23 protein-coding genes and 1 pseudogene are annotated in these 25,683 nt (G+C 72.0%); 14 read left to right on the plus strand and 10 right to left on the minus strand.

Annotated features, from left to right (window positions below; genetic code table 11):
* Nucleotides 1–148 precede the first annotated feature (148 nt).
* From ACLQ3K_RS22490 to proB, 5 genes are all read left to right on the plus strand, one after another.
* Nucleotides 149–3,223: a translation initiation factor IF-2 N-terminal domain-containing protein gene (locus ACLQ3K_RS22490; RefSeq protein ID WP_426001704.1), complete on the plus strand. Its 3,075-nt coding sequence runs from the start codon at nt 149–151 to the stop codon at nt 3,221–3,223.
* 147 nt (nt 3,224–3,370) lie between these two features.
* On the plus strand, nt 3,371–3,682 hold the full coding sequence (gene rplU / locus ACLQ3K_RS22495) for a 50S ribosomal protein L21 (RefSeq protein ID WP_224651863.1): 312 nt from the start codon (nt 3,371–3,373) through the stop codon (nt 3,680–3,682).
* A gap of 45 nt (nt 3,683–3,727) precedes the next feature.
* Nucleotides 3,728–3,991, plus strand: coding sequence for a 50S ribosomal protein L27 (gene rpmA / locus ACLQ3K_RS22500; protein WP_224651862.1), 264 nt, complete (start codon nt 3,728–3,730; stop codon nt 3,989–3,991).
* A gap of 124 nt (nt 3,992–4,115) precedes the next feature.
* Nucleotides 4,116–5,576, plus strand: a complete 1,461-nt coding sequence (obgE, locus tag ACLQ3K_RS22505; protein WP_426001706.1) for a GTPase ObgE — start codon at nt 4,116–4,118, stop codon at nt 5,574–5,576.
* Entirely contained in the window at nt 5,573–6,709 is a 1,137-nt protein-coding gene (gene proB / locus ACLQ3K_RS22510; protein WP_426001708.1) for a glutamate 5-kinase, read from the plus strand. Before obgE ends, proB begins: the two co-directional genes overlap by 4 nt.
* Before the next feature lie 19 nt (nt 6,710–6,728).
* On the opposite strand, the gene ACLQ3K_RS22515 is transcribed toward proB, so the two are convergent.
* The gene (locus tag ACLQ3K_RS22515) at nt 6,729–7,175 is read right to left on the minus strand and encodes an SRPBCC family protein (protein ID WP_426001710.1); all 447 of its coding nucleotides are present in this window, start codon (nt 7,173–7,175) and stop codon (nt 6,729–6,731) included.
* Between the two features lie 191 nt (nt 7,176–7,366).
* Between ACLQ3K_RS22515 and ACLQ3K_RS22520 the strand changes: the two genes are divergently transcribed.
* From ACLQ3K_RS22520 to ACLQ3K_RS22530, 3 genes are all read left to right on the plus strand, one after another.
* Nucleotides 7,367–8,353 (plus strand): AurF N-oxygenase family protein, encoded by a 987-nt coding sequence (locus ACLQ3K_RS22520; RefSeq protein WP_426001870.1) that lies wholly within the window; start codon nt 7,367–7,369, stop codon nt 8,351–8,353.
* A 103-nt stretch (nt 8,354–8,456) separates the two neighbouring features.
* Nucleotides 8,457–9,074, plus strand: coding sequence for a ClpP family protease (locus ACLQ3K_RS22525; protein WP_426001712.1), 618 nt, complete (start codon nt 8,457–8,459; stop codon nt 9,072–9,074).
* Nucleotides 9,071–9,655, plus strand: coding sequence for a ClpP family protease (locus ACLQ3K_RS22530; RefSeq protein WP_426001714.1), 585 nt, complete (start codon nt 9,071–9,073; stop codon nt 9,653–9,655). Before ACLQ3K_RS22525 ends, ACLQ3K_RS22530 begins: the two co-directional genes overlap by 4 nt.
* Nucleotides 9,656–9,659: 4 nt before the next feature.
* Here ACLQ3K_RS22530 and ACLQ3K_RS22535 read toward each other — a convergent pair whose 3' ends face one another.
* From ACLQ3K_RS22535 to ACLQ3K_RS22550, 4 genes are all read right to left on the minus strand, one after another.
* Nucleotides 9,660–10,007: a helix-turn-helix transcriptional regulator gene (locus ACLQ3K_RS22535; RefSeq protein ID WP_336670664.1), complete on the minus strand. Its 348-nt coding sequence runs from the start codon at nt 10,005–10,007 to the stop codon at nt 9,660–9,662.
* A gap of 61 nt (nt 10,008–10,068) precedes the next feature.
* A complete protein-coding gene (locus ACLQ3K_RS22540) occupies nt 10,069–12,279 on the minus strand; it encodes a glycoside hydrolase family 3 C-terminal domain-containing protein (protein ID WP_426001716.1) in 2,211 nt (736 codons plus the stop codon).
* A 36-nt stretch (nt 12,280–12,315) separates the two neighbouring features.
* Nucleotides 12,316–13,182 (minus strand): Sir2 family NAD-dependent protein deacetylase, encoded by an 867-nt coding sequence (locus ACLQ3K_RS22545; protein ID WP_374201287.1) that lies wholly within the window; start codon nt 13,180–13,182, stop codon nt 12,316–12,318.
* A gap of 24 nt (nt 13,183–13,206) precedes the next feature.
* Complete coding sequence (locus tag ACLQ3K_RS22550) at nt 13,207–14,223, minus strand: magnesium and cobalt transport protein CorA (RefSeq protein ID WP_426001718.1); 1,017 nt, start codon at nt 14,221–14,223, stop codon at nt 13,207–13,209.
* A 112-nt stretch (nt 14,224–14,335) separates the two neighbouring features.
* On the opposite strand from ACLQ3K_RS22550, the gene ACLQ3K_RS22555 reads away from it, so the two are divergent.
* Nucleotides 14,336–15,706, plus strand: a complete 1,371-nt coding sequence (locus ACLQ3K_RS22555; RefSeq protein ID WP_426001719.1) for an MFS transporter — start codon at nt 14,336–14,338, stop codon at nt 15,704–15,706.
* 13 nt (nt 15,707–15,719) lie between these two features.
* A complete protein-coding gene (locus tag ACLQ3K_RS22560) occupies nt 15,720–17,075 on the plus strand; it encodes an MFS transporter (protein WP_336670661.1) in 1,356 nt (451 codons plus the stop codon).
* 39 nt (nt 17,076–17,114) lie between these two features.
* Here the strand turns inward: ACLQ3K_RS22560 and ACLQ3K_RS22565 are convergent.
* Nucleotides 17,115–17,798, minus strand: a pseudogene (locus ACLQ3K_RS22565) (SIMPL domain-containing protein); the annotation flags it as partial.
* A gap of 78 nt (nt 17,799–17,876) precedes the next feature.
* On the minus strand, nt 17,877–18,662 hold the full coding sequence (locus tag ACLQ3K_RS22570; protein WP_426001720.1) for a hypothetical protein: 786 nt from the start codon (nt 18,660–18,662) through the stop codon (nt 17,877–17,879).
* Between the two features lie 97 nt (nt 18,663–18,759).
* Here ACLQ3K_RS22570 and ACLQ3K_RS22575 point away from each other — a divergent pair, with 97 nt between their 5' ends.
* Together ACLQ3K_RS22575 and ACLQ3K_RS22580 are read left to right on the plus strand one after the other, a co-directional pair.
* On the plus strand, nt 18,760–19,650 hold the full coding sequence (locus tag ACLQ3K_RS22575; RefSeq protein WP_426001721.1) for a hypothetical protein: 891 nt from the start codon (nt 18,760–18,762) through the stop codon (nt 19,648–19,650).
* Nucleotides 19,651–19,676: 26 nt separating this feature from the next.
* The gene (locus ACLQ3K_RS22580) at nt 19,677–20,282 is read left to right on the plus strand and encodes a TetR/AcrR family transcriptional regulator (RefSeq protein WP_426001722.1); all 606 of its coding nucleotides are present in this window, start codon (nt 19,677–19,679) and stop codon (nt 20,280–20,282) included.
* 3 nt (nt 20,283–20,285) lie between these two features.
* On the opposite strand, the gene ACLQ3K_RS22585 is transcribed toward ACLQ3K_RS22580, so the two are convergent.
* Nucleotides 20,286–21,038: an isocitrate lyase/PEP mutase family protein gene (locus tag ACLQ3K_RS22585; protein WP_224646145.1), complete on the minus strand. Its 753-nt coding sequence runs from the start codon at nt 21,036–21,038 to the stop codon at nt 20,286–20,288.
* Between the two features lie 92 nt (nt 21,039–21,130).
* On the opposite strand from ACLQ3K_RS22585, the gene ACLQ3K_RS22590 reads away from it, so the two are divergent.
* A complete protein-coding gene (locus ACLQ3K_RS22590) occupies nt 21,131–23,122 on the plus strand; it encodes an ATP-binding cassette domain-containing protein (protein ID WP_426001723.1) in 1,992 nt (663 codons plus the stop codon).
* On the plus strand, nt 23,119–23,889 hold the full coding sequence (locus ACLQ3K_RS22595) for a CbiQ family ECF transporter T component (RefSeq protein ID WP_426001724.1): 771 nt from the start codon (nt 23,119–23,121) through the stop codon (nt 23,887–23,889). Before ACLQ3K_RS22590 ends, ACLQ3K_RS22595 begins: the two co-directional genes overlap by 4 nt.
* 74 nt (nt 23,890–23,963) lie before the next feature.
* Here ACLQ3K_RS22595 and ACLQ3K_RS22600 read toward each other — a convergent pair whose 3' ends face one another.
* Together ACLQ3K_RS22600 and ectB are read right to left on the minus strand one after the other, a co-directional pair.
* Nucleotides 23,964–24,353: an ectoine synthase gene (locus ACLQ3K_RS22600; RefSeq protein WP_224646148.1), complete on the minus strand. Its 390-nt coding sequence runs from the start codon at nt 24,351–24,353 to the stop codon at nt 23,964–23,966.
* Nucleotides 24,350–25,648 carry a diaminobutyrate--2-oxoglutarate transaminase gene (gene ectB, locus ACLQ3K_RS22605; RefSeq protein WP_426001725.1) on the minus strand — a complete coding sequence of 433 codons (1,299 nt, stop codon included), beginning with the start codon at nt 25,646–25,648 and terminating at the stop codon, nt 24,350–24,352. Before ectB ends, ACLQ3K_RS22600 begins: the two co-directional genes overlap by 4 nt.
* Nucleotides 25,649–25,683 lie beyond the last annotated feature (35 nt).

Here is a 25,683-nt window from a genome sequence, read left to right on the forward strand (position 1 = left end):
TCGAGCCAGCGTGCGCCACGCACGAGACACGTGCAGACCTTGACAAACGTGGGGCGGTAGGAGAATTCCTTCGCCCGCACCACATGACACGCCCCCGCGTGGCCGCGACCAGCAGTGATCGCGCCCGGGGGTCGGTAGGAGATATTGAGTGGCCGACAACACGTCGCCGGAAGAACAGAACAACGAAGCTCGGGAGGAGTTCCCGCAGAAGCTGCGCGTCCACGCGCTGGCGCGTCTGCTGGGCCTCACCAGCAAGGAGGTGCTCGCGCACCTCGGTGAGCTGGGCTTCGTCGCGCGCAGCGCGCACTCGAGCATCGACCGCAGCGCCGCCGAGCGGGTGCGCGATCGCATCGCCGAGGGCGCGGGTGCCACGGAGCCGGCGGAGGCCGACACCCCCGTGACGCCCGACGTCGCCGAGGAGGCCGCGCCGGAGGCGACCGCGGTGGGCAGCACGCCCTCGCTCTTCTCCGCCGCCGCGGCCGCCGAGCCCGTGGTCGAGCAGGCACCGTCGTCCTTCGACGCGAACGTGCCGCTGTTCCTGCAGCCCGAGCAGGTCGAGCAGGCGCCGCGGAAGGCGCGCGCCGCCAAGAAGGACGCCGCGCCGGCCTCCGAGGCCGACGAGCCCGAGGCCGAGAAGCCCGCGACCGCGCCTGAGAAGCCCCAGGCGACCGCCACCCCCGAGGCGGAGCAGCCCGAGGCCGCCGAGGCCGAGGCTGAGACGACCGACGCGGCAGCGTCGACCGAGCAGAACGACGACGAGGCCGCTGGCAACCGTCGCCGCCGCCGTGGACGCCGGGGCCGGGGCCGCGGCCGCGGGGAGAACGCCGACGAGCAGGACGGCCAGGAGACCGACGGCGGCGAGCAGGCCGCCGAGACGCCCGCCCGCGACGACGCACCGAAGGCCGACGCAGACCAGTCCGAGGCCGAGAAGGCCGACGACGAGAAGACCGACGAGGCCTCGGACGATGCCGACGGGGACGACGTCGAGGACGTGACCGACGGCGGCTCGCGTCGCCGCCGTCGCCGTCGCCGCCGCCGCGGCACGGGGGAGGACGGTGCGGAGGCGACCCCGTCCGACGACCCGCCCAACACCGTCGTGCACGAGCGTGAGCCGCGGCAGCGTCAGCGCCGCGACGAGGTGCGCGGCATCAGCGGCTCGACCCGCCTCGAGGCCAAGCGCCAGCGCCGCCGCGACGGCCGCGACACCGTCCGCCGCCGCCCGCCGATCCTCACCGAGTCCGAGTTCCTCGCCCGTCGCGAGGCCGTCGACCGCGTGATGGTCGTGCGCGAGCGCACCGGCGTCGGCCCGTCGGAGGGCCAGGACGGCCACACCGTCCCGCACCCGCAGGACTACACCCAGGTCGCCGTCCTCGAGGACGGCGTACTGGTGGAGCACTTCGTCACGTCGTCGAGCTCGGCGTCGATGGTCGGCAACATCTACCTTGGCCGCGTGCAGAACGTGCTGCCCTCGATGGAGGCCGCCTTCGTCGACATCGGCCGCGGCCGCAACGGCGTCCTCTACGCCGGCGAGGTCAACTGGGACGCCGCCGGCCTGGACGGCAACGCCCGCAAGATCGAGCAGGCCCTCAAGCCCGGCGATCAGGTGCTGGTGCAGGTGTCCAAGGACCCGGTGGGTCACAAGGGCGCTCGCCTCACCACGCAGATCTCCCTCGCGGGCCGCTTCCTGGTCTACGTGCCCGGCGGCGGTTCCGCGGGCATCTCGCGCAAGTTGCCCGACACCGAGCGCAAGCGCCTCAAGGAGATCCTCAAGGAGATCGTCCCGGCCGATGCCGGCGTGATCATCCGCACCGCGTCCGAGGGCGTCAGCGCGGAGGAGCTCGCGGGCGACGTCGCGCGGCTGCAGGCCCAGTGGGCCGAGATCGAGGAGGCCTCCTCGCAGAAGGGCGTCAAGGCTCTCTACGAGGAGCCCGACCTGCTGGTCAAGGTCGTGCGCGATCTGTTCAACGAGGACTTCAGCAAGCTCGTCATCGAGGGCGGCCGCGCCTGGGACACCGTGGAGAAGTACGTCTCCACCGTCGCGCCCGACCTGCTGCCCCGCGTCGAGAAGTTCGAGAAGGCCCACGCCGATGCGCCGGACGTCTTCGCGACCTACCGCATCGACGAGCAGCTCGCCAAGGCGATGGACCGCAAGGTCTGGCTGCCGTCGGGCGGCACGCTGGTCATCGACCGCACCGAAGCCATGACCGTCGTCGACGTCAACACCGGCAAGTTCACCGGCGCCGGCGGCAACCTCGAGGAGACCGTCACCCGGAACAACCTCGAGGCGGCCGAGGAGATCGTGCGGCAGATGCGCCTGCGCGACATCGGCGGCATGATCGTCGTCGACTTCATCGACATGGTCCTCGAGTCCAACCGCGACCTCGTGCTGCGCCGCCTCACCGAGGCGCTCGGCCGCGACCGCACCCGCCACCAGGTCTCCGAGGTCACCTCGCTGGGCCTGGTGCAGATGACCCGCAAGCGGATCGGCACCGGCCTCGTCGAGGCCTTCTCCACGCCGTGCCAGGCCTGCTCGGGCCGGGGCATCATCGTCCACGACGCGCCCGTCGAGTCGTCGGGCGGCGGCGAGGACGGCGGCCGCTCCGGCGACAGGGCGGAGGGCTCGGGTCGCAAGAAGCGCAAGCGCACCAAGTCCGACGGTGCCGCTCAGGCCCCGTCGACGCCGCCTGCCCCGCCGGCGCCCGCGAAGGAGCCCGCCGTGCACAAGGGCGAGCACCCCATGTTCCGGGCGATGGCCGCGCACCACGACGACGAGGCGCCCGCTGACGACACCGAGGTCGCCGCGGCGCAGGTCGCCGAGATGTCGGCCGCCGATGCACCCGAGGTCGCGACCGTCGAGCGGACGGTCGTCGAGCAGGTCGTCGAGGCCGTCGCGGAGGCGCCCCAGGCCGCCGCCGAGGCGCCGGTCGAGACCGCTCCGGCGCAGCAGACCGAGGCGGCGGCACCGTCGGCGCCCCGGCGCCGGCGGGTGGCGCGCAAGGCGCCCACCACCACGTCCGCGGCACCGCAGACGATCGTCGTCGACATCGCGGCCCCCGCGCCCGACGCACCGGCGGTCACGGCCGCCGCGGCCGACGGTGCCGGTGCCTCGGTGGCGGAGCCCGCGCGCAAGCGGGCCCGTCGACGGGCCGCCGCCCGCCCTGCCGGCCCCGCGGCCGGCGGTGCCGGGAGTGACGGAGCCGACAAGGCGGACCAGCCGGTTTGACCCTGTCGCCGGCCTTCCCGTAACCTGGGAAGGTCGCTTTTCCGGCGGCGCGCTCGTGCGTGCGTGTTCCGGAGTACCCGCGTGATACGAGCCGCGCACCTGGCGCGCGCTGAACTACGAGATGTGTAAGAAGAGGTAAGTCCGAAGATGGCCACGTATGCGATCGTCAAGACCGGCGGCAAGCAGTACAAGGTCGCCGTCGGCGACCTGGTGAAGGTCGAGAAGATCGACGGTGAGGTCGGCAGCAGCGTTCAGCTGCCCGTCGCTCTGGTCGTCGACGGCGCCAACCTCACCACCGACGCCGCGGCGCTGGAGAAGATCTCCGTGACCGGCGAGGTCGTGGATCAGGTCAAGGGCCCGAAGATCCGGATCCACAAGTTCAAGAACAAGACCGGCTACCACAAGCGTCAGGGCCACCGGCAGAAGCTGACGGTCGTCAAGGTGACCGCGATCGCCTGACCGGCGAACCCAGACAACGAACACCCCTAGTACAGGAGTAGCCAGATGGCACACAAGAAGGGCGCGTCCAGCTCGCGCAACGGTCGTGATTCCAACGCCCAGCGACTGGGCGTCAAGCGGTTCGGTGGCCAGAAGGTCAGCGCCGGCGAGATCCTGGTCCGCCAGCGCGGCACCCACTTCCACCCCGGCGTCCTCGTCGGCCGTGGCGGCGACGACACCCTGTTCGCCCTCGCCGCGGGTGCGGTGGAGTTCGGCACGAAGCGTGGCCGCAAGACGGTCAACATCGTGCCGGTCGCTGTGGAGGCCTAGTCCCGCAGCGGCAGTACGAGTCTTTTCGAAGGCGGGTGTGGTCTCCATCAGGTGACCCGCCCGCCTTCGGCTTTTCCGCCCCGCGCCCACCGGCGCAGGGCACACAGGTAGAAAGAGGTTTCCCATGTCCAGGTTCGTCGACCGGGTGACGGTGCATGTCACGGCCGGTAACGGTGGCCACGGCTGCGCCTCGATCCACCGGGAGAAGTTCAAGCCGCTCGGCGGCCCCGACGGCGGCAACGGTGGCCGCGGCGGCTCAGTGGTCCTCGAGGTCGATCCGCAGGTGCACACCCTGCTCGACTTCCACTTCCGCCCCCACCTCAAGGCCACCAACGGCAAGCCCGGCGAGGGCGGCAACCGCGAGGGCAAGTCCGGGCAGGACATCGTGCTCAAGGTGCCGGACGGCACCGTCGTGCTCGATACGGACGGGAAGATGCTGGCCGACCTCGTGGGCGCCGGCACCCGCTTCGACGCCGCGCAGGGCGGCCGCGGCGGCCGCGGCAACGCCGCGCTCGTCTCCAAGGCCCGCAAGGCCCCCGGCTTCGCCCTGCTCGGCGAGGAGGGCCAGGCCCGCGACCTGGTGCTCGAGCTCAAGTCCGTGGCCGACGTGGGCCTCGTCGGGTTCCCGTCCGCGGGCAAGTCCTCGCTGGTCTCGGTGCTGTCGGCCGCGAAGCCGAAGATCGCCGACTACCCCTTCACCACGCTCGCCCCCAACCTCGGCGTCGTCTCGGCGGGGGAGACCACCTTCACCATCGCCGACGTGCCCGGACTCATCCCCGGCGCCTCGACGGGCCGCGGCCTCGGCCTGGACTTCCTGCGCCACCTCGAGCGCTGCGCGGTGCTCGCGCACGTCGTGGACTGCGCGACCCTGGAACCGGGCCGCGACCCGGTCAGCGACGTCGACGCGCTGGAGGCAGAGCTGGCCGCCTACCAGCCCGCGCTGGCCGCCGACACCGGCCTGGGCGAGCTGTCCGAGCGCCCGCGCATCGTGGTGCTCAACAAGGCCGACGTGCCCGACGCCGAGGAGCTCGCCGAGATGGTGCGCCCCGAGTTCGAGGCGCGCGGCTGGCCCGTCTTCGTGATCTCCGCGGTCGCGCACACCGGCCTGCGCGAGCTCACGTTCGCGCTCGCCGACCTGGTGCAGAAGTACCGCGCCGAGCTCGGCACGCCCGTCGCGCGCCGCCCCGTCATCCGGCCCATCGCGATCGACGAGTCCGGCTTCGAGGTCATCTCCGACCCGGATCAGCCGGGCGGCTTCATCGTGCGCGGCCCGCGGCCGGAGCGGTGGATCAAGCAGACCCCGTTCGACAACGACGAGGCCGTCGGCTTCCTCGCGGACCGGCTCAACCGGCTCGGCGTCGAGAAGGAGCTGCTCAAGCTCGGCGCGGAGCCCGGCTGCCCCGTCACCATCGGTGACGTGTGCTTCAACTGGGAGCCCTCGCTGGGCACCATCGACGACGTGCCCGTCACGGGCCGCGGCACCGACATCCGCCTCGAGCAGAACGAGCGTGTGGGCGCGGCCGAGCGGCGCCACCAGCACGACGTGCGTCGCGGCCTCGCGAGCGACGACGAGGACGACGAATGACGGCGGCGCCCGCGACCGGTGATCTCCTCGCCGGCGACATGCGCGCCGCGGTCGCGGGTGCCCGCAAGCTGGTCGTCAAGATCGGCAGCTCCGCGCTGACCGACCTCGAGCACGGCCTCGCCTCCGACCGGCTGGACGCGCTGACCGACGCCATCGTCGCGCGACTGGACCGGGGGACCGAGGTCATCGTGGTCTCGTCGGGCGCGATCGGCGCGGGCATGGCGCCGCTGGGCCTCAAGCGCCGGCCGACCGACCTCGCCACCAAGCAGGCCGTCGCGTCCGTGGGGCAGCTGCAGCTCGCCAACGCGTGGGGTGCGTCGTTCCGTCGGTACGAGCGCATCGTCTCGCTGGTGCTGCTCACCGCGCACGACATCGGCCTGCGGGTGCACGCCGCGAACGCGCAGCGCACCCTGGACCGCCTGCGCACGCTCGGCGCCGTCCCGATCATCAACGAGAACGACGTGGTGGCCTCGAACGAGGTCCGCTTCGGCGACAACGACCGGCTCGCGGCCCTCGTCGCGCACCTCACCGGCGCCGACGCGCTGGTCCTGCTGTCGGACGTCGACGGGCTCTACGACGGCGACCCCCGCAAGGGCGACGCGTCGCTGATCGCGGCCGTCGACGGCCCCGAGGATCTCGACGGCGTCGTCGCGGGCTCCGGCGGCGCGCTCGGCACGGGCGGCATGGCCTCGAAGCTCTCGGCGGCCCGCCTGGCGGCGGACGCCGGCGTACCCGTGCTGCTGACCGCCGCCGCGTTCGCCGACCGGGCGCTCGACGGCGCCGACGTGGGCACCGTCTTCCGGCCCCGGGCCGTGCGCCTGTCGGCGCGGCGGTTCTGGGTGCGGCACGCGGCCGACGTGCACGGCGATCTCATGCTGGACGACGGTGCCGTCGCCGCGGTGGTCGACCGGCGCCGCTCGCTGCTCCCCGCCGGCGTCACCGCGGTCAGCGGCACCTTCTCCGGCGGCGACGTGGTGAACCTGCGCGACCTGCAGGGCACCGTGCGGGCCCGCGGGGTGGCCGCATACGACCACACCGAGCTCGAGATGATGCTCGGTCGCGACACCACCGACCTGCCGGAGGGCCTGCGTCGCCCCGTCGTCCACGCGGACGATCTGGTGCCCGTGCGCTGACGCCCGTGGGCGTCGATCCTCAGACCTGGGCGCCCTCGAGGTCACGGCGGAGCGCGGCCTCGGAGGCCTTCACGGCCTGCACGGCGAAGGGCTCGATGATCATGCCGAGCGCCTTGCCGGCCAGGCCGCCGGGCAGCTCGTAGGTGAACTCGACCGCGAGCTTGGTGGCGGCGTCGCCGACGGCGCTGAACGTCCAGCGCGACGTGGTCTTGAAGCCCGCGATGGACTTCAGGGTGATCAGGCGATCCTCCTCGAACTCGGTGACCTCGACGACGGAGCCGATCTCCTTCGGGCCGATCTTCACCGCCGAGTCGTAGGTCGCGCCGAGGCCGTAGTCCTTCTCGCCCTGCGGCACGAACCTGCTGATCCCGAAGAACCACTGCGGCACGGTCCGGTAATCCGCGACGTGGGCGAACGCGGTGCTCAGCGGCACCGACGCGGTCGCGGTGTGGTGGATGGTGGTCATGGAGGCCTCCGGTCTGGGCGAGCAACAGCGAACACATGGGACCCGGTGTCCCGGGTGATCACCGGCGACCCTACAGGTGCGACCAGGGCATTCATACAGACAGGTAGGAAATGTCCACGAACGTGGTACATTTTTGCCAGAACTGTGTCAGCCAGCAGGAGGAGTCCGTCGTGGCACTGCACATCACCCACATGGGGCGCACCCGAGGCCGCCCGTTCGCCGGGCAGGCGGAGTACGAGCAGACCCTGCAGGACCTCTCCGAGGCCTCCGTCCAGCGCAACTTCGATCCCTACGTCGATATCGACTGGGACTCGCCGGAGCTGGCGGTCACGCCGGACGATCCGCGGTGGATCCTCGATTCCCGCTTCGACCCGATCGGCCGCACCGAGTGGTACCAGTCGCAGCCGCGCGCGAAGCAGATCGAGATGGGCATGTGGCGCCAGGCGAACGTGGCCAAGGTCGGTCTGCAGTTCGAGTCGGTGCTGATCCGCGGCATCATGCAGTACACGGCCCTGCAGCCGAACAACTCGCCGGAGTTCCGCTACGCCACCCATGAGGCGAAGGAGGAGTGCCAGCACACGCTGATGTTCCAGGAGTTCGTCAACCGGATCGGGATGGACGTGCCCGGCGGCCCGCTGTGGTTCCGCCGCCTGTCGCCGATCATCCCGCTGGCGGCCACGACCTTCCCGATGATCTTCTACATGGGCGTCCTCGGCGGCGAGGAGCCGATCGACCACGTGCAGAAGCAGTTCCTGCGCTCGGGTATCGAGCAGCACCCCACGATGACCGCGGTCATGCAGATCCACGTGGCGGAGGAGGCGCGCCACATCTCCTTCGCACACCAGCTTCTGGAGCACCGCATCCCCACCCGCGGCGCCTTCCCGCGCTTCCTGCTCTCGCTGGCGCTGCCGCTGGTGATGCGCTCGCTGCTCACCGCGATCGCGGTGCCGCCGCGCGAGTTCCGTAAGCGGTTCGAGATCCCGCGCTCCGAGTGGAAGCAGATGTACTGGCGCTCCCCGGAGTCGCAGGCGGTCAAGCGCGAGGTCTTCGGCGACGTGCGACTGCTGGCCGAGAAGACGAAGCTGATGAACCCCGTCTCTCGGGTGCTGTGGCGCGTCCTCGGCATTGACGGTCGCGTCTCCCGCTTCCGCAGCGAGCCCGCGTACTCCGCGGGCTGACCTCCCGACCGACCCGATCCGCCTGGAGCGGAGCTGCCGTGAGCGGTTCCGCCCCAGGCGGATTCGTCTATCCAGGGGAGCGGATCGGCGCCACGATGGGCGCATGAGTGAAAACCCCAAGATCCCGCACTTCACCGAACGGGTGCGCCGCGAGCTCTACGACCGCCGCGTCGTCGTCCTCGACGGTCCGCTCGACGACGACAACGGCTCCCTGCTCGCCACCCAGATCCTCTCGCTCGCGTCCACGAGCTCGGCGGACATCGCGCTGTGGATCCACTCGCCGGGCGGTTCCGTCCCGTCGATGCTCGCGATCCGCGACGTGATGCGGCTCGTGCCGTGCGACGTCTCCACGCTGGTCCTCGGCATCGCGTACAGCGCCGGGCAGTTCCTGCTCTCCGCCGGCACGCCCGGCAAGCGTCGCGCGCTGCCGCACGCCCGCGTCCTCATGCACCAGGGCTCCGCGGGCATCGGCGGCACCGCGGTCGACATCGAGCTGCAGGCCGGCGACCTGCGGCACACCCGCGACACCGTCCTCGGCCTGATCTCCGACGACACCGGCCGGCCCCTGGAGCAGATCTTCGAGGACTCGCTGCACGACCGCTGGTACACGGCCGAGCAGGCCCGCGAGTACGGCTTCATCGACGAGATCGTGGAGTCCTTCGACACCGTGGTGCCGGGCCGGCGCCGGGCCGGCTTCGACCTGACGGGAGCAGCACGATGAGCACCTACACGATCCCCAACGTCATCGACCGGCGCCCGAACGGCGAGCGGATCACCGACGTCTACTCGCACCTGCTCTCCGAGCGCGTCGTCTACCTCGGCACCGCGATCGACGCGGGCGTCGCGAACGCGATCGTCGCGCAGCTGCTGTTCCTCGCCTCCGACGGCGACGGCGAGATCCAGCTGTACATCAACTGCGAGGGCGGCGATCCCAGTGCGGCGCTGGCGATCTACGACACCATGCGCTACATCCGCCCGACGGTGGCGACCACGTGCGTCGGGCAGGCGGTCGCCGTGGGGGCGCTGCTGCTCGCGGGCGGTGCGCCCGGGCGCAGGATGGCGCTGCCGCACGCCCGGGTGGTGCTGCACCAGCCCTCCGCGCAGGGCCGCGGCACCATCCCGGACCTGATCCTCCAGGCCGACGAGGTGATCCGTGTCCGCGCGCAGATGGAGCGGGTGCTCGCCCGGCACACGGGGCGAACGCCGGAGGAACTGCGCGCCGACACCGACCACGACCGCGTCTTCACCGCCGAGGCGGCCGTCGACTACGGGCTCATCGACGAGGTGATCGAGGAGGCCTGACGCCTCAGGCCGCCAGCGCCAACAGGCGCGGAGCGGGGGCGGCGGGCTCGGGGGAGACGGGGCCCGCCGCCGGCCGCGCGGTGCGATCGAGGCGCAGGACCGGGCGCGCGGCACCGAGGCGGCGGCCCACCTCGACGGCGAGCGCGCCGACGCCGGTGCCGAGTGCGCCGGCGATCGCCGCCAGCATCTCGCTCGACGGGTCCTTGAGGCCGCGCTCGATCTCGGAGAGGTACTGCGGCGAGATCCCCGCCCGCGCCGCGGTGTCGGCAAGCCGCTCGCCCCGCTCCTGGCGACGACGCCGCAGCACACCGCCCAGTTCGTGCCGGAACAGTGCCTCGCCGCCGATCGTCATACCGGCAACGCTACGACGCCGGGGGCGTGCGGCACCGTCGGATCCGCTCTGAGCAGCGCGGTCACTGCGCGGCGATCGCGGCCTCCAGCCGGGACCGGGCCTCGTCGCCGGCCTCGCCGGGCAGCATGTCGAGGGCCTTCCCGATCGGCATGGATCCGGCGAGCTCCAGGAGTTGGTCGACGGGCATGCCGCCCGCCGCCCCCGCCAGCGTCGCGCGGAAGCCCCCGCCCGCGACGGGGTGCGCGGCCCACTCGGAGATCGTCGAGTCCATGTCCAGCCGCTGGGTGAGCACGTCCCCGTGGAGCGCGAGGACGGCGTCCGCGTCGATGTCCGCGCTGCTGCGACCCACCTCGATCAGGTAGTCGCCGGGCGAGACGACCCAGTCGTCGCGCGGCCCGTCCCAGTGAGCGAAGGCGCGCCGCGGCAGGTCGAGGGTCACCGTGGTCGAGGCGCCGGGCTCGAGCGCGACCTTGTCGAAGGCGGCCAGCGACCGGCGCGGGTGGAAGACCGGACCGGGCCCGCCGCCCACGTACAGCTGCACCACGTGGCTGCCCGCCCGGTCGCCGGCGTTCGTGACGCGGACCGTGGCCGTCGCGGAGTCGCGCCCGGTGGCCAGCACGGCGAGGCCGTCGACCGCGAACGTGGTGTAGCCGAGGCCGTGCCCGAACGGGTACCGCGGCGCGATGCCCCGGGAGGTGTACCAGCGGTAGCCGACGAGGAGGCCCTCGCCGTAGCGCACGGTGCCCAGCTCGCCGGGGAAGTTCCCGAACGCCGGCGTCTGCTCCAGGCGGTGCGGGACCGTCTCCGCGAGCCTGCCCGACGGTGCCGCGAGGCCGAACAGCAGGTCGGCGATCGCCGCGCCGCCGCCCTGCCCGAGGAGGAAGGCCTCGAGGATCGCGTCCACCTCGTCGTGCCAGGGCTCCAACTCGATCACGCCGCCGCCGACCAGCACGACGACGGTGCGCGGCGCCGCGGCGGCGACGGCGCGGAGCAGTTCCACCTGCCGCGGGTCGATCGCGAGATCCGGCCGGTCGAAGCCCTCGGACTCCTCGGCCTCGGTGAGTCCGGCGAAGACCACCGCGGTCCCGGACCGCGCGGCCGCCGCGACGGCCTCAGTGAGGAGAGCGGCGTGGTCCTCGTCGCCGAGGCCGTAGCCCGCCGCGAACTCCACCGCGACGCCCAGATCGGCGCCGCGCACGGCGATCTCGTCGAGCGGGACGTCGACGCGGGTGGCATTGATGTGGCTGGAGCCGCCGCCCTGGTACCGCGGCGTGCGGGCCAGCTCGCCGATCACGGCGACCGACCCCGACGCGGGACCGAGGGGGAGCGCGGCGTCCTCGTTGCGCAGCAGGACGGCGCACTCGGTCGCGGCCTCCCGCGCGAGGGCGTGGTGCACGTCCAGGTCCGGCGCCGGCTCGTCGTCCGACGGCGCCCAGCGCGTCAGGTCGATCACGCGCTGCGCCGCGCGCGTGACGACGGCCTCGTCGAGCTCGCCGGACCCGACCGCGGCGACGATCTTCGCCGCGCTGTTCGGGCCGTGCGGCATCTCGAGGTCGAGGCCGGCGCGGACGGCGGCGACCGGGTCGTGCACCGCGCCCCAGTCGGAGACGACGAGCCCGTCGTAGCCCCACTCGTCCCGCAGCACCGTCGTGAGCAGCCAGGGGTTCTCCGAGGCGTACACGCCGTCGATGCGGTTGTACGAGCACATCACGGTCGCGGGCGCCGCGTCCTTGACGATCCGCTCGAACGCTGGCAGGTAGATCTCGCGGACGGTGCGCGGGTCGGCGTCGACGCTGACCCGCATGCGCTCCGTCTCCTGGTTGTTCAGCGCGAAGTGCTTGACCGACGCGCCCGCGCCGCCGTCCTGCAGGCCCTGCACCTGGGCGGCGCCCAGCGCGCCGGCGAGCAGCGGATCCTCGGAGTAGTACTCGAAGTTCCGGCCGCACAGCGGATGCCGCTTGATGTTGACGCCGGGGCCGAGCACCACGGCGACGCCCAGCGCCCGCGCCTCCGCCGCGACCGCCCCGCCGATCCGCCGCGCCAGGTCCGGATTCCAGCTCGATCCCACGGCGACCGCCGGCGGGAAGCAGGTCGCGGGGGCGGCGGCGTTGAGCCCCAGGTGATCCGACGCGCCCACCTGGCGGCGCACGCCGTGCGGGCCGTCGGTCAGCACGATCGACGGGACGCCCGGGGCCGCGGCGGTGGTCCAGAAGTCGGCGCCGGTCAGCAGGCGGGCGCGGTCCTCGAGCGGCAGGTCGGCGGCGGTGCTCACGGGATGTCCTCTCGGTCGGGGCGGGATTCAGTGGGTTCAGGGGGCGACGAGGCGGCGCAGCGCCGTCGCGACGTCCACGTCGACGGTGACGTCGGCCAGCCCGTCGCCCCGCGTGCGCCCGCGGTTGACGATGACGACGGGCTTGCCCTGCTTGTGCGCGTGCCGCACGAACCGGAGCCCCGACATCACGGTGAGCGAGCTGCCCAGCACGAGGAGGGCGTCGGCACCGTCGACCATGGTGAAGGCGCGCTCGACGCGCGGCTTGGGCACGGACTCCCCGAAGTAGACGATGTCGGGCTTGAGGATGCCGCCGCAGGTGCCGCAGTCGACCATGGTGAAGTCCGTCGTGTCCTCGACCACGACGTCGGCGTCGGGCGCCACTTCGACCGCGCCGCGATCGGCGATGCGCGCGGCGAAGTCCGCGTTGAGCGGCTCGAGCCGTGCGTGCAGGTGGTGCCGGCTGATCCGGTTCTCACAGCTCAGGCACCGCACCTGGGCGTAGTTGCCGTGCAGGTCGATGACGCCGCGCGAGCCCGCCTTGAGGTGCAACAGGTCCACGTTCTGCGTGATGACCCCGCTGATACCGGGGAGCTCCGTCAGCGCCCGGTGCGCGGGGTTGGGCAGCGCGGCGTCCATGTGCCGCCAGCCGAGGTGGTTGCGGGCCCAGTACCGCCGGCGGAACTCGGGCGAGCCGAGGAACTGCTGGATGGTCATCGGGTTCCGACGGGGCGCCCCCGGGCTGCGGTAGTCGGGGATGCCCGACGCGGTGGAGATCCCTGCGCCGGTCAGCGCGACGATGCGGCGGCCGCGGAGCAGGGCGCGGGCCCGGTCGAGCCGGTCGGCGTAGTCCGGGTCCGGCGCGGTCGCCTCCGCGGGCTCCCAGGCTGGCATCGCAGTGCGCACCCGTCCAGGCTACGTCGCGCGGGGTCAGTCGGTGCTGCCCAGCGGATTGTCGGGCATCGACTCCTTGCGGCGCAGCCACAGGCGCAGCGCGATGAGCGGCACGAACAGGCCGCAGACGCCGAAGACCAGGAACTGCCAGGGGCCGCCGATGTGGTCGACGAGCCAGCCGAAATTCTGGCCGAAGAAGCCGGTGACGAAGGTCAGCGGCAGGAAGATGGTGGAGAGCACGGTGAGCCGCTCGATCGTCGAGCTCTGCCGCGCCGCGGAGTGCGCCTGCTGCACCGAGACCACGGCGATGTTGGCCTGCAGGATCGTGCCGAGCAGGTCGCGCTGCGCCGAGACCTCCTCGTTGACGAGTTGCAGCCGGTCGTAGACGTCGCGGAGGTAGGGGGAGAGGCGTTCCTCGCCGAGGCCCTTGCCCACCGAGTGGACCACGGCGAGCAGGGGGTGGGCGGCGCGGTAGAAGTTCGTCACCTCACGCCGCAGGAGGTAGATCCGCTCGGTGGGCGCGACCGCGCCGGAGAAGACCGTCGCCTCGATCTGCTCGATGTCGTGCTCCAGGCCGGCGACGACCGGTTCGTAACCGTCGACGACCTGGTCGAGGATCGCCCACAGCACCGCGTCGGTGCCGAGTGCGAGGAGCTCCGGCTTCTGCTCGAGCCGGGCCCGGGCCTGGTGCAGCTCGCTCGCGACGCCCTGCCGCACGGTGATGACGAAGTTCTTCGCGACGAAGACGCTGATCTCGCCGAAGTCGACCTCCTCGCGGGCGTCGTCGTAGCGCGCCGTCCGCAGGATCACCAGCTTCACCGAGGCCTCGAAGTCCTCGACCTTGGGCCGCAGGTGGTAGTCCTGCGCGTCCTCGACGGCGAGCTCGTGCAGGTCGAAGGCCTCGCGCACCGATTCCATCTCCGCGGGGGTCGGCTCGAACAGGCCGAGCCAGACGAAGCCGTCCTCGGTGCACAGGCGCGCGGCGTCCAGCGGGGCGAGGGTCTCCTCGGCCTGCCGGGCGCCGCCCAGGTAGTGGGCGCAATCGACGATCACTCCGGAGATTCAACTCCTCCGCGGGCGCTCGCGCGCGGGATCGCACCGTTGTTTCGCCTGGCGGTCACCGCCCCGACACCGGTGTATTCGTTTACCGAAGTATATTTCGACGATGACCACCGAGACTTCGCAGGCGCCGTCGATCGCCGCGCGCCTGGACCGGCTGCCGATGACCAGGCTGCACTTCGCCGCGGTCGGCGTCATCGGGCTGGGCCTGTTCTTCGACCAGTACGAGAACTTCCTCGCCGCGACCATCGCGACGGTGCTCAAGAAGGACTTCGCGCTGGGGCCGGACGAACTCAAACTGCTCCTGGCGTCCGCCTTCATCGGCCAGTTCATCGGCGCCCTGTTCATGGGCCGCCTCGCGGACCGCTACGGCCGGCGGACCGCGTTCATGATCAACCTCGCGCTCTACTCGGCGATGTCGCTCGCGGGCGCGTTCAGCCCCAACGCCGCGTTCCTCGTGGTGACGCGGTTCGTCGCCGGCATCGGCATCGGCGGCGAGTTCGCGCTCGCCGACTCCTACCTCTCGGACATCCTGCCGAAGAACGTGCGCGGCAAGTACATCTCGCTCGCCTACGTGGTGTCCTTCCTCGGCGTCCCCGTCGTCGGCTTCGCCGCGCGCTGGCTCACCCCGCAGGTCTTCGATCTCGGCGGGGTGGAGGTGCAGGGCTGGCGGCTGTTGTTCGTCTTCGGCGCGCTCGGCTCGCTGCTGGTGTGGCTGGTCCGACGGGGCCTGCCCGAGTCGCCCCGGTGGTTGGAGGCGCAGGGGCGCTACGACGAGGCCGACGCCATCGTCCGCAGGCTGGAGGAGCAAGCGGTCGCCGAGGGGAAGGTGCTCGCGGAGCCCGACGCGGCGCTCCGCCCGGTGAAGTCCCACGCGATCACCATCCGTGCCCTGTTCCGCCCGCCGTTCCGCCGGCGCACCGTCATGCTGTGGATCGTCTCCGCGCTGGAGGTCTTCGGCTACTACGGGTTCGGCACCATCGCGCCGCTGGTCCTGCTCGCCAAGGGCTACTCGATCCAGACCTCGCTACTGTTCGTGGCGCTGTCCTACATCGGCTACCCGCTCGGCGCCGCGCTCGCGGTGCCGATCGTCGAGCGGATCGAACGCCGGTACCTGGTGATCGGCTCGGCGGGTCTGATGGCCGTCTTCGGCCTGTGGTTCGGCTTCGCGGCGAGTCCGGTGCAGATCGTGCTCGCCGGGTTCCTCTACACGCTCTCGTCGAACCTGTTCTCCAACGCGTACCACGTGTATCTCGCGGACTCCTACCCCACGGCGATCCGGGGGACGGCCGCCGGCTCCGCGTACTCGCTGTCGAAGCTGGTGACCGCGTTTCTTCCGTTCGTTCTGCTTCCGATTCTCGACGAGCGTGGCAGCGTGTGGGTGTTCGCGGTGGTGGCGGCGGCGATGCTCGCCCTGATGATCACGGTGGCCGCCCTCGGTCATCGGAGCACGGGCCGCTCCGCCGACGAGGTCTAGGACGGAAGGCATCATGACGGAATCGATTGCGACGAAGCCCGTCTCGTCGCGGGCGGAGACCCGCCGGGCGATCTGGAACACGCTGCGCGGCAGCTCCGGGAACCTGGTCGAGTGGTACGACGTCTACGTCTACACGGTGTTCGCGACGTACTTCGAGAGCCAGTTCTTCGACAAGGCCGACAAGAACTCGACCGTCTACGTCTACGCGATCTTCGCCGTGACCTTCCTGATGCGACCCGTCGGCTCGTGGTTCTTCGGCCGGTACGCCGACCGCAAGGGCAGACGGGCGGCGCTCACGATGAGCGTCTCGCTGATGGCCGCGTGCTCGTTCGTCATCGCGATCGTCCCCGGCCGCGAGACGATCGGCATGGCGGCCGCGGTGATCCTCATCCTCTGCCGCCTGGTGCAGGGCTTCGCGACGGGCGGCGAGTACGGCACCTCGGCGACGTACATGTCGGAGGCGGCCACCCGCGAGCGGCGCGGCTTCTTCTCCTCGTTCCAGTACGTCACGCTCGTCGGCGGGCACGTTCTCGCGCAGTTCATGCTGCTCGTGCTCCTGGGGATCTTCTCCAAGGCGCAGGTGTCCGACTTCGGCTGGCGCATCGCGTTCTTCGTGGGCGGCATCGCGGCGATCGTCGTCTTCTGGCTGCGGCGCACGATGGACGAGTCCCTGTCGGAGGAGCAGCTCGCCGCGATCCGCGACGGCGAGGACACCAGTTCCGGCACCATGCGCGAGCTGCTCACCGGCTACTGGCGACAGCTGGTGCTGTGCTTCCTCGTCACGATGGGCGGCACGCTGGCGTTCTACGTCTACAGCGTCAACGCCCCGGCGATCGTCAAGACGGCCTACACCGATCACGCGCTGACGGCGACGTGGGTGAATCTGATCGGCCTGATCTTCCTCATGCTCATCCAGCCGATCGGCGGCATGATCAGCGACCGGATCGGCCGCAAGCCGATGCTGATCTTCTTCGGCGTGGGCGGCGTCTTCTACACGTACTTCCTCATCACGTTCCTGCCGAACATCCACGTCGCGATCGGCTCGCTCGCGATGGTGTGCGCCGGCTACATCATCATCACGGGCTACACGTCGATCAACGCGCTGGTGAAGGCGGAGCTGTTCCCCTCGCACGTGCGGGCGCTCGGCGTGGGCATCGGCTACGCCCTCGCCAACTCGATCTTCGGCGGCACCGCGCCGCTGATCTACGAGGCCGCCAAGAAGTCCGGTCACGTGCCCTGGTTCATCGCCTACGTCACGATCACCATCGCGATCTCGCTCTTCGTTTACATCTTCTTCCTGCACAACAAGTCCGAGACGTACCTCGATCGGGAGCGGGGCTCCGCCTGGGTGCCCGACGGTGCGCGGTAGCACCCCGGACGGCGCTGCCGCAGGCTTCGGGCGGGCCGGTCAGGAGGGGTGGTCGGCGACGAAGCGGGCCTCCACGGCGGCGGACACCGCGGTGTCCTCGGGTGTCTGCTCGATGTAGCGGCGCGGGGCCGGCTCGGAGCCCAGCGGGGCCGGAAGGATCCGGCCCGCGTCGCCGTCGCCCGGACCCCCGGGCGGACCGCCGAGCGCGGACGCCGGGGACGACGTGCGCAGGAGCCCGGGCTCGGCGAGGGACACGGCGCGCACCGTGCCGAGGCCGAGGGCATCCGCATAGACCTGGGCCCGGTCCCGAGCGTCGCGTGCGGCTCCCGCTCGCGCCTCCCGTTCCGCTGCGGCCAGGCTCGCCTCCGTGATGCTCCACCGGGTGCGATCGATCGCGCCCCCGTCGACCTGGGCGATCGCCCCGGTGAATCGGTTGAGGGCGTCGAAGTCCGAGAACTCGGCGGAGATCCGGATGCTCGCGTAGTGCTCGTCGTCGAGCCGATCGCCGTGCTTCGTCCAGCGCTGATGAGCGCCGAGCTCGAGATCCGACGCGGTCCAGTCGGTCACCGGTCCGGTGTCCGGGTGGTGTAGGTAGCGGAGCTCGGTGCTCACCTGCTCCGCGGCCGCGGCGGTGTCGTCGAAGATCCGGCGCTTACTGGCCCCGACGTGCCGGATCGTCAGGTGGATCGTCGCGCGCTCCGCCGGAACCGGGACCTCGTGCCGGCCGCGGACCGTGAATCAACTGGCGTGTTCATGGTCACGGACACTAGAACGCGGCGCTGACAGGTTCCGCGGTCGCGGTCAGCCGATCTCGCGGGCAGCGGCGGAGATCCAGTTGCCGAACTCGACGGCGAGGTGCCACTGGTGCTGCCGGAGGAAGTGCGCAGGCACCGCCGCCGGGAACTCGACGGTGAGCAGCGCGTCGAGGGCGCCGTCGCGATCGCGCAGCTGGTGCCGGACGCCGCCGATGTACGTCCCGTCGTCCAGGAGCGCGAGGCCGGCGATCTGGATCGGGTACGCGGGGTCGGCGGCGGTGGTCAGCCGGTCGCTGCGCGTGTAGTCGACGAGGAACCGCGACGCGGTGGGCGTGCCGCCCGTGGTCTCGACGACCTCCTGACGGCCGTCGGAGAGGCCGCGGAGCAGGTAGTGATCAGGGCACGCGGCGAGCATCGCGCCCTCGCGGTTCGACGCGGTGAGGTCGTCGAACCACTCCATGAAGCCCTCCGCGGACACGCCCGGTGCTTCGAGACGCGTGACCGAGGTCGCGGTCCGGCCGCGGCTCACCGCGACGGTCGCGCGCGTGGTGGCTTCCGAGACAGCGAGCTCGCGCCGGAGGAGGGCGTAGGTCTCGGCGTGCCCCAGGCGCGTCTTCATCGCGGTGAGTGTGTCCCGCTGCACCTGGATCGGTGCGCGCAGTACGTCCGCGATCGACTCGTCGGGCAGCAGCTCGGCGGTCGCGCGGGCGCCGAGCCCGGAGGCGAGCCTGCGGAACACGGCGCGGAGCCGGCGCTCCTCCCACGCGCGCACCGCCTCGGGTGCGACCGCGCGGTCGTCGATGAATGTCCTGATGCCGGTGTGGTCGGTCATGGGTGTCGCCCGTTCCTCGAGTCTTGACAAGTGATCGCTGTCACCCCAGTCTATCCACTAACGCTACTAGCTCAAGCGTTAAGAGAGGGAGATCACGATGACGGTGTCGAGGCCGACGAGGCGGGGGTTCCTCGCCGGGGCAGTGGGAGCGGGGATCGCGGCGGCCGTCGTGACGCAGGGCGCCGGCCGGGCGCTCTCCGAACCCGCCGGGCAGGCGGGGCTCCGGACGCGTCTCGCCGGCGCACCCGTTTCCCGATCGAGCGTTCAGGCGTGGGAGCGCCGCCGCGTGCCGATCGCCGCCGCGCGCCTGTTGCGGGACTCCCCGGGTGTCGCCGCGGGGGAGTTGCGCGCGCTGGTGGACCGCGGCGTCGCGGCCCCGTCGGATCTGCCGGCCGCGCGTGCTGCGCTCGCCCGCACGCGCGAGCGGCTCGGGGTGGACCGCATCCGCGAACTGCTCGCGCCCGAGACCGCGCTCGCTGGCGCCGCGACGCTCGCCGCCAAGGCCGCGTCGGGAGGCCGCTGGGCGATCGCGGACACCGAGATCACGGCGCCGCGGGGCACCGCCGCGGGCATGGTGGAGTGGTTCACCCGCGAGCGCACCACGGACGACCGCCCGACGTGGACCGGTGCGTGCCCCGACCACTACGTCATCGTCACCGGCGCCGACGGGAGACAGGAGGTGATCGAGGTGACCGGCGGTGCGGTGCTGCCCCTGCGCTTCTTCGTCGACTACACCGACGTGCGTGGCGTCCCGATCCCGCGCGACCCCTCGTATCCGCTCGAGATCGCCGGTACGGCGTCGCTCGCGACGGGGGAGATGATCGGCGGCGTGCGCCACCAGTTCCGCGATCTCCCGGGCGGCGGGTTCCGGAGCCGGCTCCGCGTCGCCTTCCCCGCGGCGGTGCCGGGCCTGTACATCACCGAGCACCAGTGGCATCTCGCCGCCGAGTTCGGCAACTGGGTCGACGGCTACCTCGCCTCGGTGTGACGGCGTCGGTCGCGTAGAACTGGGGTATGGACCAGGAGGCAGGGCCCCGTCGGCGGACGGGAGGTCGATCGGCGCGTGTTCGCGAGGCGGTGCTGGCAGCGGCGCTCGCGCAGGTGGCCGAGCACGGCTTCGAGGGCCTGCGCATCGCGGAGGTCGCGGCCCGGGCGGGCGTCGCGGAGACCACCGTCTATCGACGGTGGCCCACACCGACGGCCCTCGTCGCCGACGCGGTCAGTGAGCTCGCGGCGCAGGGCAATCCCGCCCCGGACACCGGTGATCTGCGCGAGGACCTTCTCCAGGTCGCGCGGCAGATCACCGCGCTCCTCGAACAGCCCGGACTGGCGCGGCTCCTCGGAACCACCCTCGCGATGTCGCAGGACCCCGAGGTCGACGCCGCGCGGATCAGCTTCTGGGACGCGCGATTCGCGAGCACTGCGCCGGTGATCGAGCGCGCGATCACCCGCGGCGAGATCCCCGACCGGGTGCTCTCGCGCGACCTGCTCGAGTCCGTGGCCGCGCCCGTCTACTTCCGCGTGCTGGTGGGCGGGGAACCACCGGACGACGCGTTCGTGACCCGGTGCGTCGACGACGCCCTGGCGCTCCTCACGTCCAGGGCGTCGCGCGAGACATGAGGATCAGCGCCAGCGCGCGAGCAGCTCGTTCGACCGCTCGGTGAGCGCCATCTGCCAGATCGGACCGAAGCTGATCCGGCCCGCGCCGGCGGCGGCGAGCGCGGCCAGATCGTCGGTCGCCGGATTCGCGATCGCATTCACGGGGAGCGGCAGGGCGTCCGCGAGGTGCCGGAGCGTGGCCGCGTCGTGGAACGCGACCGGGTAGAGCGAATCGGCGCCCGCGTCGGCGCACAGCTGCATCCGCGCGATGGCGCGCTCCACGCGGTCCTCCGCCTCACCCACCTGGCTCTTGAAGATGTCGGTGCGGGCGTTGATCACCACGTGCACGCCCGCGGCGTCGGAGGCGGCGCGCAGCGCGGCGACCAGGTCGGCGTGCTCCTGCGCGTCGCGGAACCGGCCGCCCTCGGAGTGCACCGTGTCCTCGATGTTCAGGCCCACCGCGCCGGCGCTGAGGAGGCCCTCGACGATCCGCTCCGCGGACCGCCCGTACCCCGACTCGATGTCGACGGACACGGGAACGTCGACGGCCGAGGTGATCTGCGCGACGCGGGTCATCGCCTCGTCGAAGCTCATGCCCTCGCCGTCGGGGCGACCGATCGAATCGGCCATCGGGTGCGAGCCCACGGTGAGCGCGGCGAAGCCCGCCGCGACCGCGGTGTTGGCGGACCAGGCGTCCCACGTGGTGGGCAGGACGACGGGATCTCCCTTGCGGTGCAGGGACTTGAGAGTGACGGCCAGATCGGCGAGCGAGGTCATGTCCCCAGTCTGGTCCATGCGCCCGCCCGGCGCACTGATTCGGACGGGCCCGTCGCCCCACCGAGATGTGCGGTCGCGGATAGGGTGATTCGATGTCGGAAACCGAGTCGGGCCCACTGCGGCCCGTCGAGCTCGCGCACGCCGCGGTCACGGCCGCCCTCATGTCGGCGATCGCGGTGCTGTCGATGGTCGTCCCGGGCGCCGTCGTCTTCGCCTGGGCCGGCGCCGTTCCCATGGGTGTTCTGGCCTTCCACCACCGCGCGCGGGTCGCGGTCGCCACGACGATGGCCTCCGGGACGGTGGCCTTCCTGCTCGCGGGCTTCGGCGGCCTGGTCTCCGCATGGACGTGCGTGTACATGGGGGTCATCTGCGGGCAGGTGCGCCGGCGGGGCCGCGGGCGCGGCGTCATGCTCGGCGTCGCCGCCCTCTGGGGCGTCGTCGTCGCGACCGCGGTGTTCGCTTTCCTCGCGGCGCTCGCCGAGATCCGCACGGTGGTGCTCGGCGCCTTCGCGGCGAACGTCCGCGGCCTGGGCGCGCTCCTGCTGCGGCTCCCGGGCGGCGCCGGACCGGGGGCGGCGCTGCAGCGTCTCGCGGCCTTCGGGCTGCAGCACTGGCAGGTCTTCGTGTGGGTGTCGGTCTGGCTCATCGTGGTGATCGGCTGCTCCTTCGCCTGGCGCATCCTCACCCCGGTGCTCCGCCGGGTCCAGGCCACCAGCGCTGCGCCGCGCGACCTCTTCCCCCGCGACTCCGAGGACGGTGCGCCCCTCCCGCTGCCGATGCGGCTGCAGGACGTCGCCTTCCGCTACCCGGAGGCCCGGCACGACACGCTCTCCGGCGTCTCCTTCGGCGTGGAACCCGGCGATCACGTCGCGGTGACCGGCGCCAACGGTACCGGCAAGTCGACGCTCATGCGCGTGCTGGCCGGGCTCCCGCCGACGGCCGGCATCGTCGATCGCCCCGGCGCCGTGGCGCTCGGCCGGGTCGGCGGCACGGCCCTGGTCCTGCAGCACGCCGACAGCCAGGTGCTCGGGATCCGCGTCGCGGACGACGTCGTCTGGGGCCTGCCGGACGGGGTGGAGGTCGACGTCGACGGCCTGCTCGCGGAAGTCGGGCTCGGCGGCATGGGGGACCGCGACACCTCCGGCCTCTCGGGCGGGGAGGCGCAGCGTCTCGCCGTCGCGGCGGCACTGGCCCGGCGGCCCGCGCTCGTCGTCGCCGACGAGGTCACCACCATGGTGGACCGGGACGGCCGCGAGGATCTGATGGCACTGCTGGGCGGCCTGACCCGGCAGCACGACCTGGGCCTGGTGAACATCACCCACTACCCGGAGGAGGCGGCCGGAGCGGACCGCACCGTCGACCTCGGGAGCGCGCAGCGTGCCGACCCTCCCGCGTCCACCGAGGGCGGGAGCGTCCGACCCTCCCTCGGCGCGCCGCTGCTCGTGCTGCGCGGCGTGCACTACGAGTACGACGCCGGGACGCCCTGGCGGCGCACCGCGCTCCGCGGCGTCGACCTCGCCGTGCGCGAGGGCGAGGCGGTGCTGCTCTGCGGCGGCAACGGGTCGGGCAAGTCGACGCTCGCCTGGGTGATGGCCGGGCTCCTCGAGCCGACCGCCGGCACCTGCGAGCTCGACGGTGCGCCCGTCGCCGAGCACGTCGGGGCGGTGGCGCTCGCGCTGCAGGCGGCGCGCCTGCAGCTGGTGCGCGGGACCGCCGGCGACGCTCTCGCCGCGCTGGCCGGCCTCCGCGGCGACGACGCCACCGCGATCGCCCGGGCGCTCGCCTCCGTCGGCCTCCCCGCAGCGACGGCGGAGCTTCTCGTCGACCGGCTCAGCGGCGGCCAGCTCCGCCGGGTGGCGCTCGCGGGCCTGCTCGCGAGGGCACCGCGGCTGCTCATCCTCGACGAGCCGCTCGCCGGGCTGGACCTGCCATCGCAGCGCGAACTGGTCGAGCTGTTGGTCGGGATCCGCGACGGCGGCCAGGCGATGGTGATCATCTCGCACGACGTCGACCACCTCGACCGGCTGTGCGACCGGACCGTCCATCTCGCCGGCGGCGCGATCGATGCGGAGGAGGTGGCATGAGCCGGTCGACGTCGTTGGTGCTGCGGCCGCTGCCGCGCCGCTCCTACCTGCACGACCTCTGGGCCGGCACGAAACTGCTGGCGGTGGCGGCGATCTCCGTCGTGCTCACGGTCGACCCGAGGTGGCCGGTGATCGGGCTGCTCGCCGCGCTGCTCGTCCTGGCCGCGGCGGCGGCGAGGATCCCGCTCTCGGTCCTGCCGTCCGTGCCGCGGTGGGTGCTCGTGGTGGTGCTGATCGGCGGCTGCCTGATGGCGGCGAGCGGCGGTGCGCCCCACGTGGACGTCGCCGGCGCCACGGTGGGCCTGGGCGGCCTGCTCAACCTGCTGCGCGTGATCCTGCTGGGGTTGGTGCTGCTCGGGGCCGGCGCGCTCATCGCGTGGACCACCGACCCTGCCGACGTGGCGCCCGCCGTCGCGCGGCTGTGCGGGCCGTTGCGCCGGTTGCGGATTCCGGTGGACGAGTGGGCCGTCACGCTCGCGTTGGCGCTGCGCACGTTCCCGCTGATGATCGACGAGTTCCGGACGCTGTCGGCGGCGCGCCGCCTCCAGCCGCCGCCCGCGGTGAAGCGTTCGCGCCGTGCGGATCTGGTCGACCTCTGCGTCGCCGCGATGGTCGTCTCCCTGCGCCGCGCGACCGAGATGGGGGAGGCCATCGCCGCCCGCGGCGGCACCGGCCGCCTCGTCGTGCGCGCCGACGGCCCCGGCCGCATCGACGCCCTCGCCGCGCTGGTGCTCGTCGCCGTCTGCGCCCTCGCCCTCACCCTCTAACGCAATTGAACGACGTTATGGAGAACCCGACCTGGGGTTTTACTCTCCATAACGTCGTTCAATTGCTGAGGGGGTCAGTCGACGGCGACCAGGGGGTAGACGCCGTTCTCGTCGTGCACCTCGGTGCCGACGACGGGCGGGTTGAAGACGCACAGCATGCGCATGCGGGTCCTCGTGGTGACGGTGTGCCGCTCGTTGCCGTCCAGCAGGTACATGGTGCCGGGGGCGAGCGGGTACTCGACGCCGGTCTCCCGGTCCAGGAGCGTGCCCTCGCCCTCCACGAGCCATACGGCCTCGACGTGGTTGGCGTAGTGGAACTCGTTGACGGTGCCGGGCTCGATCACGGTCTCGTGGAAGGAGAAGCCGACCCGGTCGCCGCCGAGCACGATGCGCTTGCTGCGCCAGTTCCCGGCGGCGACGTCGCGCTCGGTGCCGGTGATCTCATCGGTGGTGCGGACGATCATGCGGACAGTGCCTTTCGGGTCGCGGTGGCGAGGATGTCGAGGCCGAGATCGAGCTCGGAGTCGGTGATGGTGAGCGCGGGCAGCAGCTTGACCACCTCGTCCGACGGGCCGGACGTCTCCGCGAGCAGGCCCTGCTGGTAGGCGGCGGCGCAGACCGCGCCCGCCTTGTCGGCGTCGGCGAAGACCAGGCCCTGCACCAGGCCGCGGCCGCGGTGGCTGAGATGCTCGGGGAACTCGGCGCACAACTCGTCGAAGCGCTTCTCGATGTGGGCGCCCTTGCGGAGGGTCTCCTTCTCGAGCACGTCGTCCGACCAGAACTCGTCGATCGCGTGCTTGGCGGTGACGAACGCGGGGTTGTTGCCGCGGAAGGTGCCGTTGTGCTCGCCGGGGCCCCAGACGTCGAGCTCGGGCTTCATCAGCGTGAGCGCCATCGGCAGGCCGTAGCCGCCGATCGACTTGGAGAGTGTCACGATGTCCGGCGTGATCCCGGCCTCCTCGAAGGAGAAGAACGGACCCATACGGCCGCAACCCATCTGGACGTCGTCGACGATGAGCAGCATGTCGTGCCGCTCGCACAGGTCGGCCAGCGCGCGCAACCACTCGGGGCGCGCGACGTTGACGCCGCCCTCGCCCTGGACGGTCTCGACGATCACGCCGGCCGGCTTGTTCAGGCCCGAGCCGGAGTCGGCGAGCACGGCCTCGAACCACTGGAAGTCCGGTGCGACGCCGTCGAAGTAGTTGTCGAAGGGCATCGGCGTGGCGTGCACCAGCGGGATGCCGGCGCCGCCGCGCTTCATCGAGTTGCCGGTCACCGACAGCGCGCCCAGCGTCATGCCGTGGAAGGCGTTGGTGAAGTTGATGATCGACTCGCGGCCCTTGACCTTGCGGGCCAGCTTCAGCGCCGCCTCCACCGTGTTGGTGCCGGTGGGGCCGGGGAACTGGACCTTGTAATCCAGGCCGCGGGGCTTGAGGATCTTGTCCTCGAAGGTCTGCAGGAACTCGCCCTTCGCCACGGTCGACATGTCGAGCGAGTGCGTGATGTGGCCCTCGGAGATGTACTCCACCAGGGCCTGCTTCAGCTTGGGGTGGTTGTGCCCGTAGTTGAGGGCACCGGCGCCCGCGAAGAAGTCGAGGTAGCGGCGGCCGTCGCGATCGATGAGCCATGAACCCTCGGCGCGATCGAAGACGGCAGGCCAACCGCGCGAGTAGCTGCGCACCTCCGACTCGCGGGTGCTGAAGATCGAGGGCTGCTCGAAATCGGCGGTGCTGGTGTTCTCGTCGGTCAGGGTGGACATGGTGATCCTCCTAGTGGGCCGGCAGCGGCCCCGCC

The organism is Tsukamurella sp. DT100, assembly GCF_049844855.1.
In the GTDB taxonomy this organism is placed as follows: Bacteria; Actinomycetota; Actinomycetes; order Mycobacteriales; family Mycobacteriaceae; genus Tsukamurella.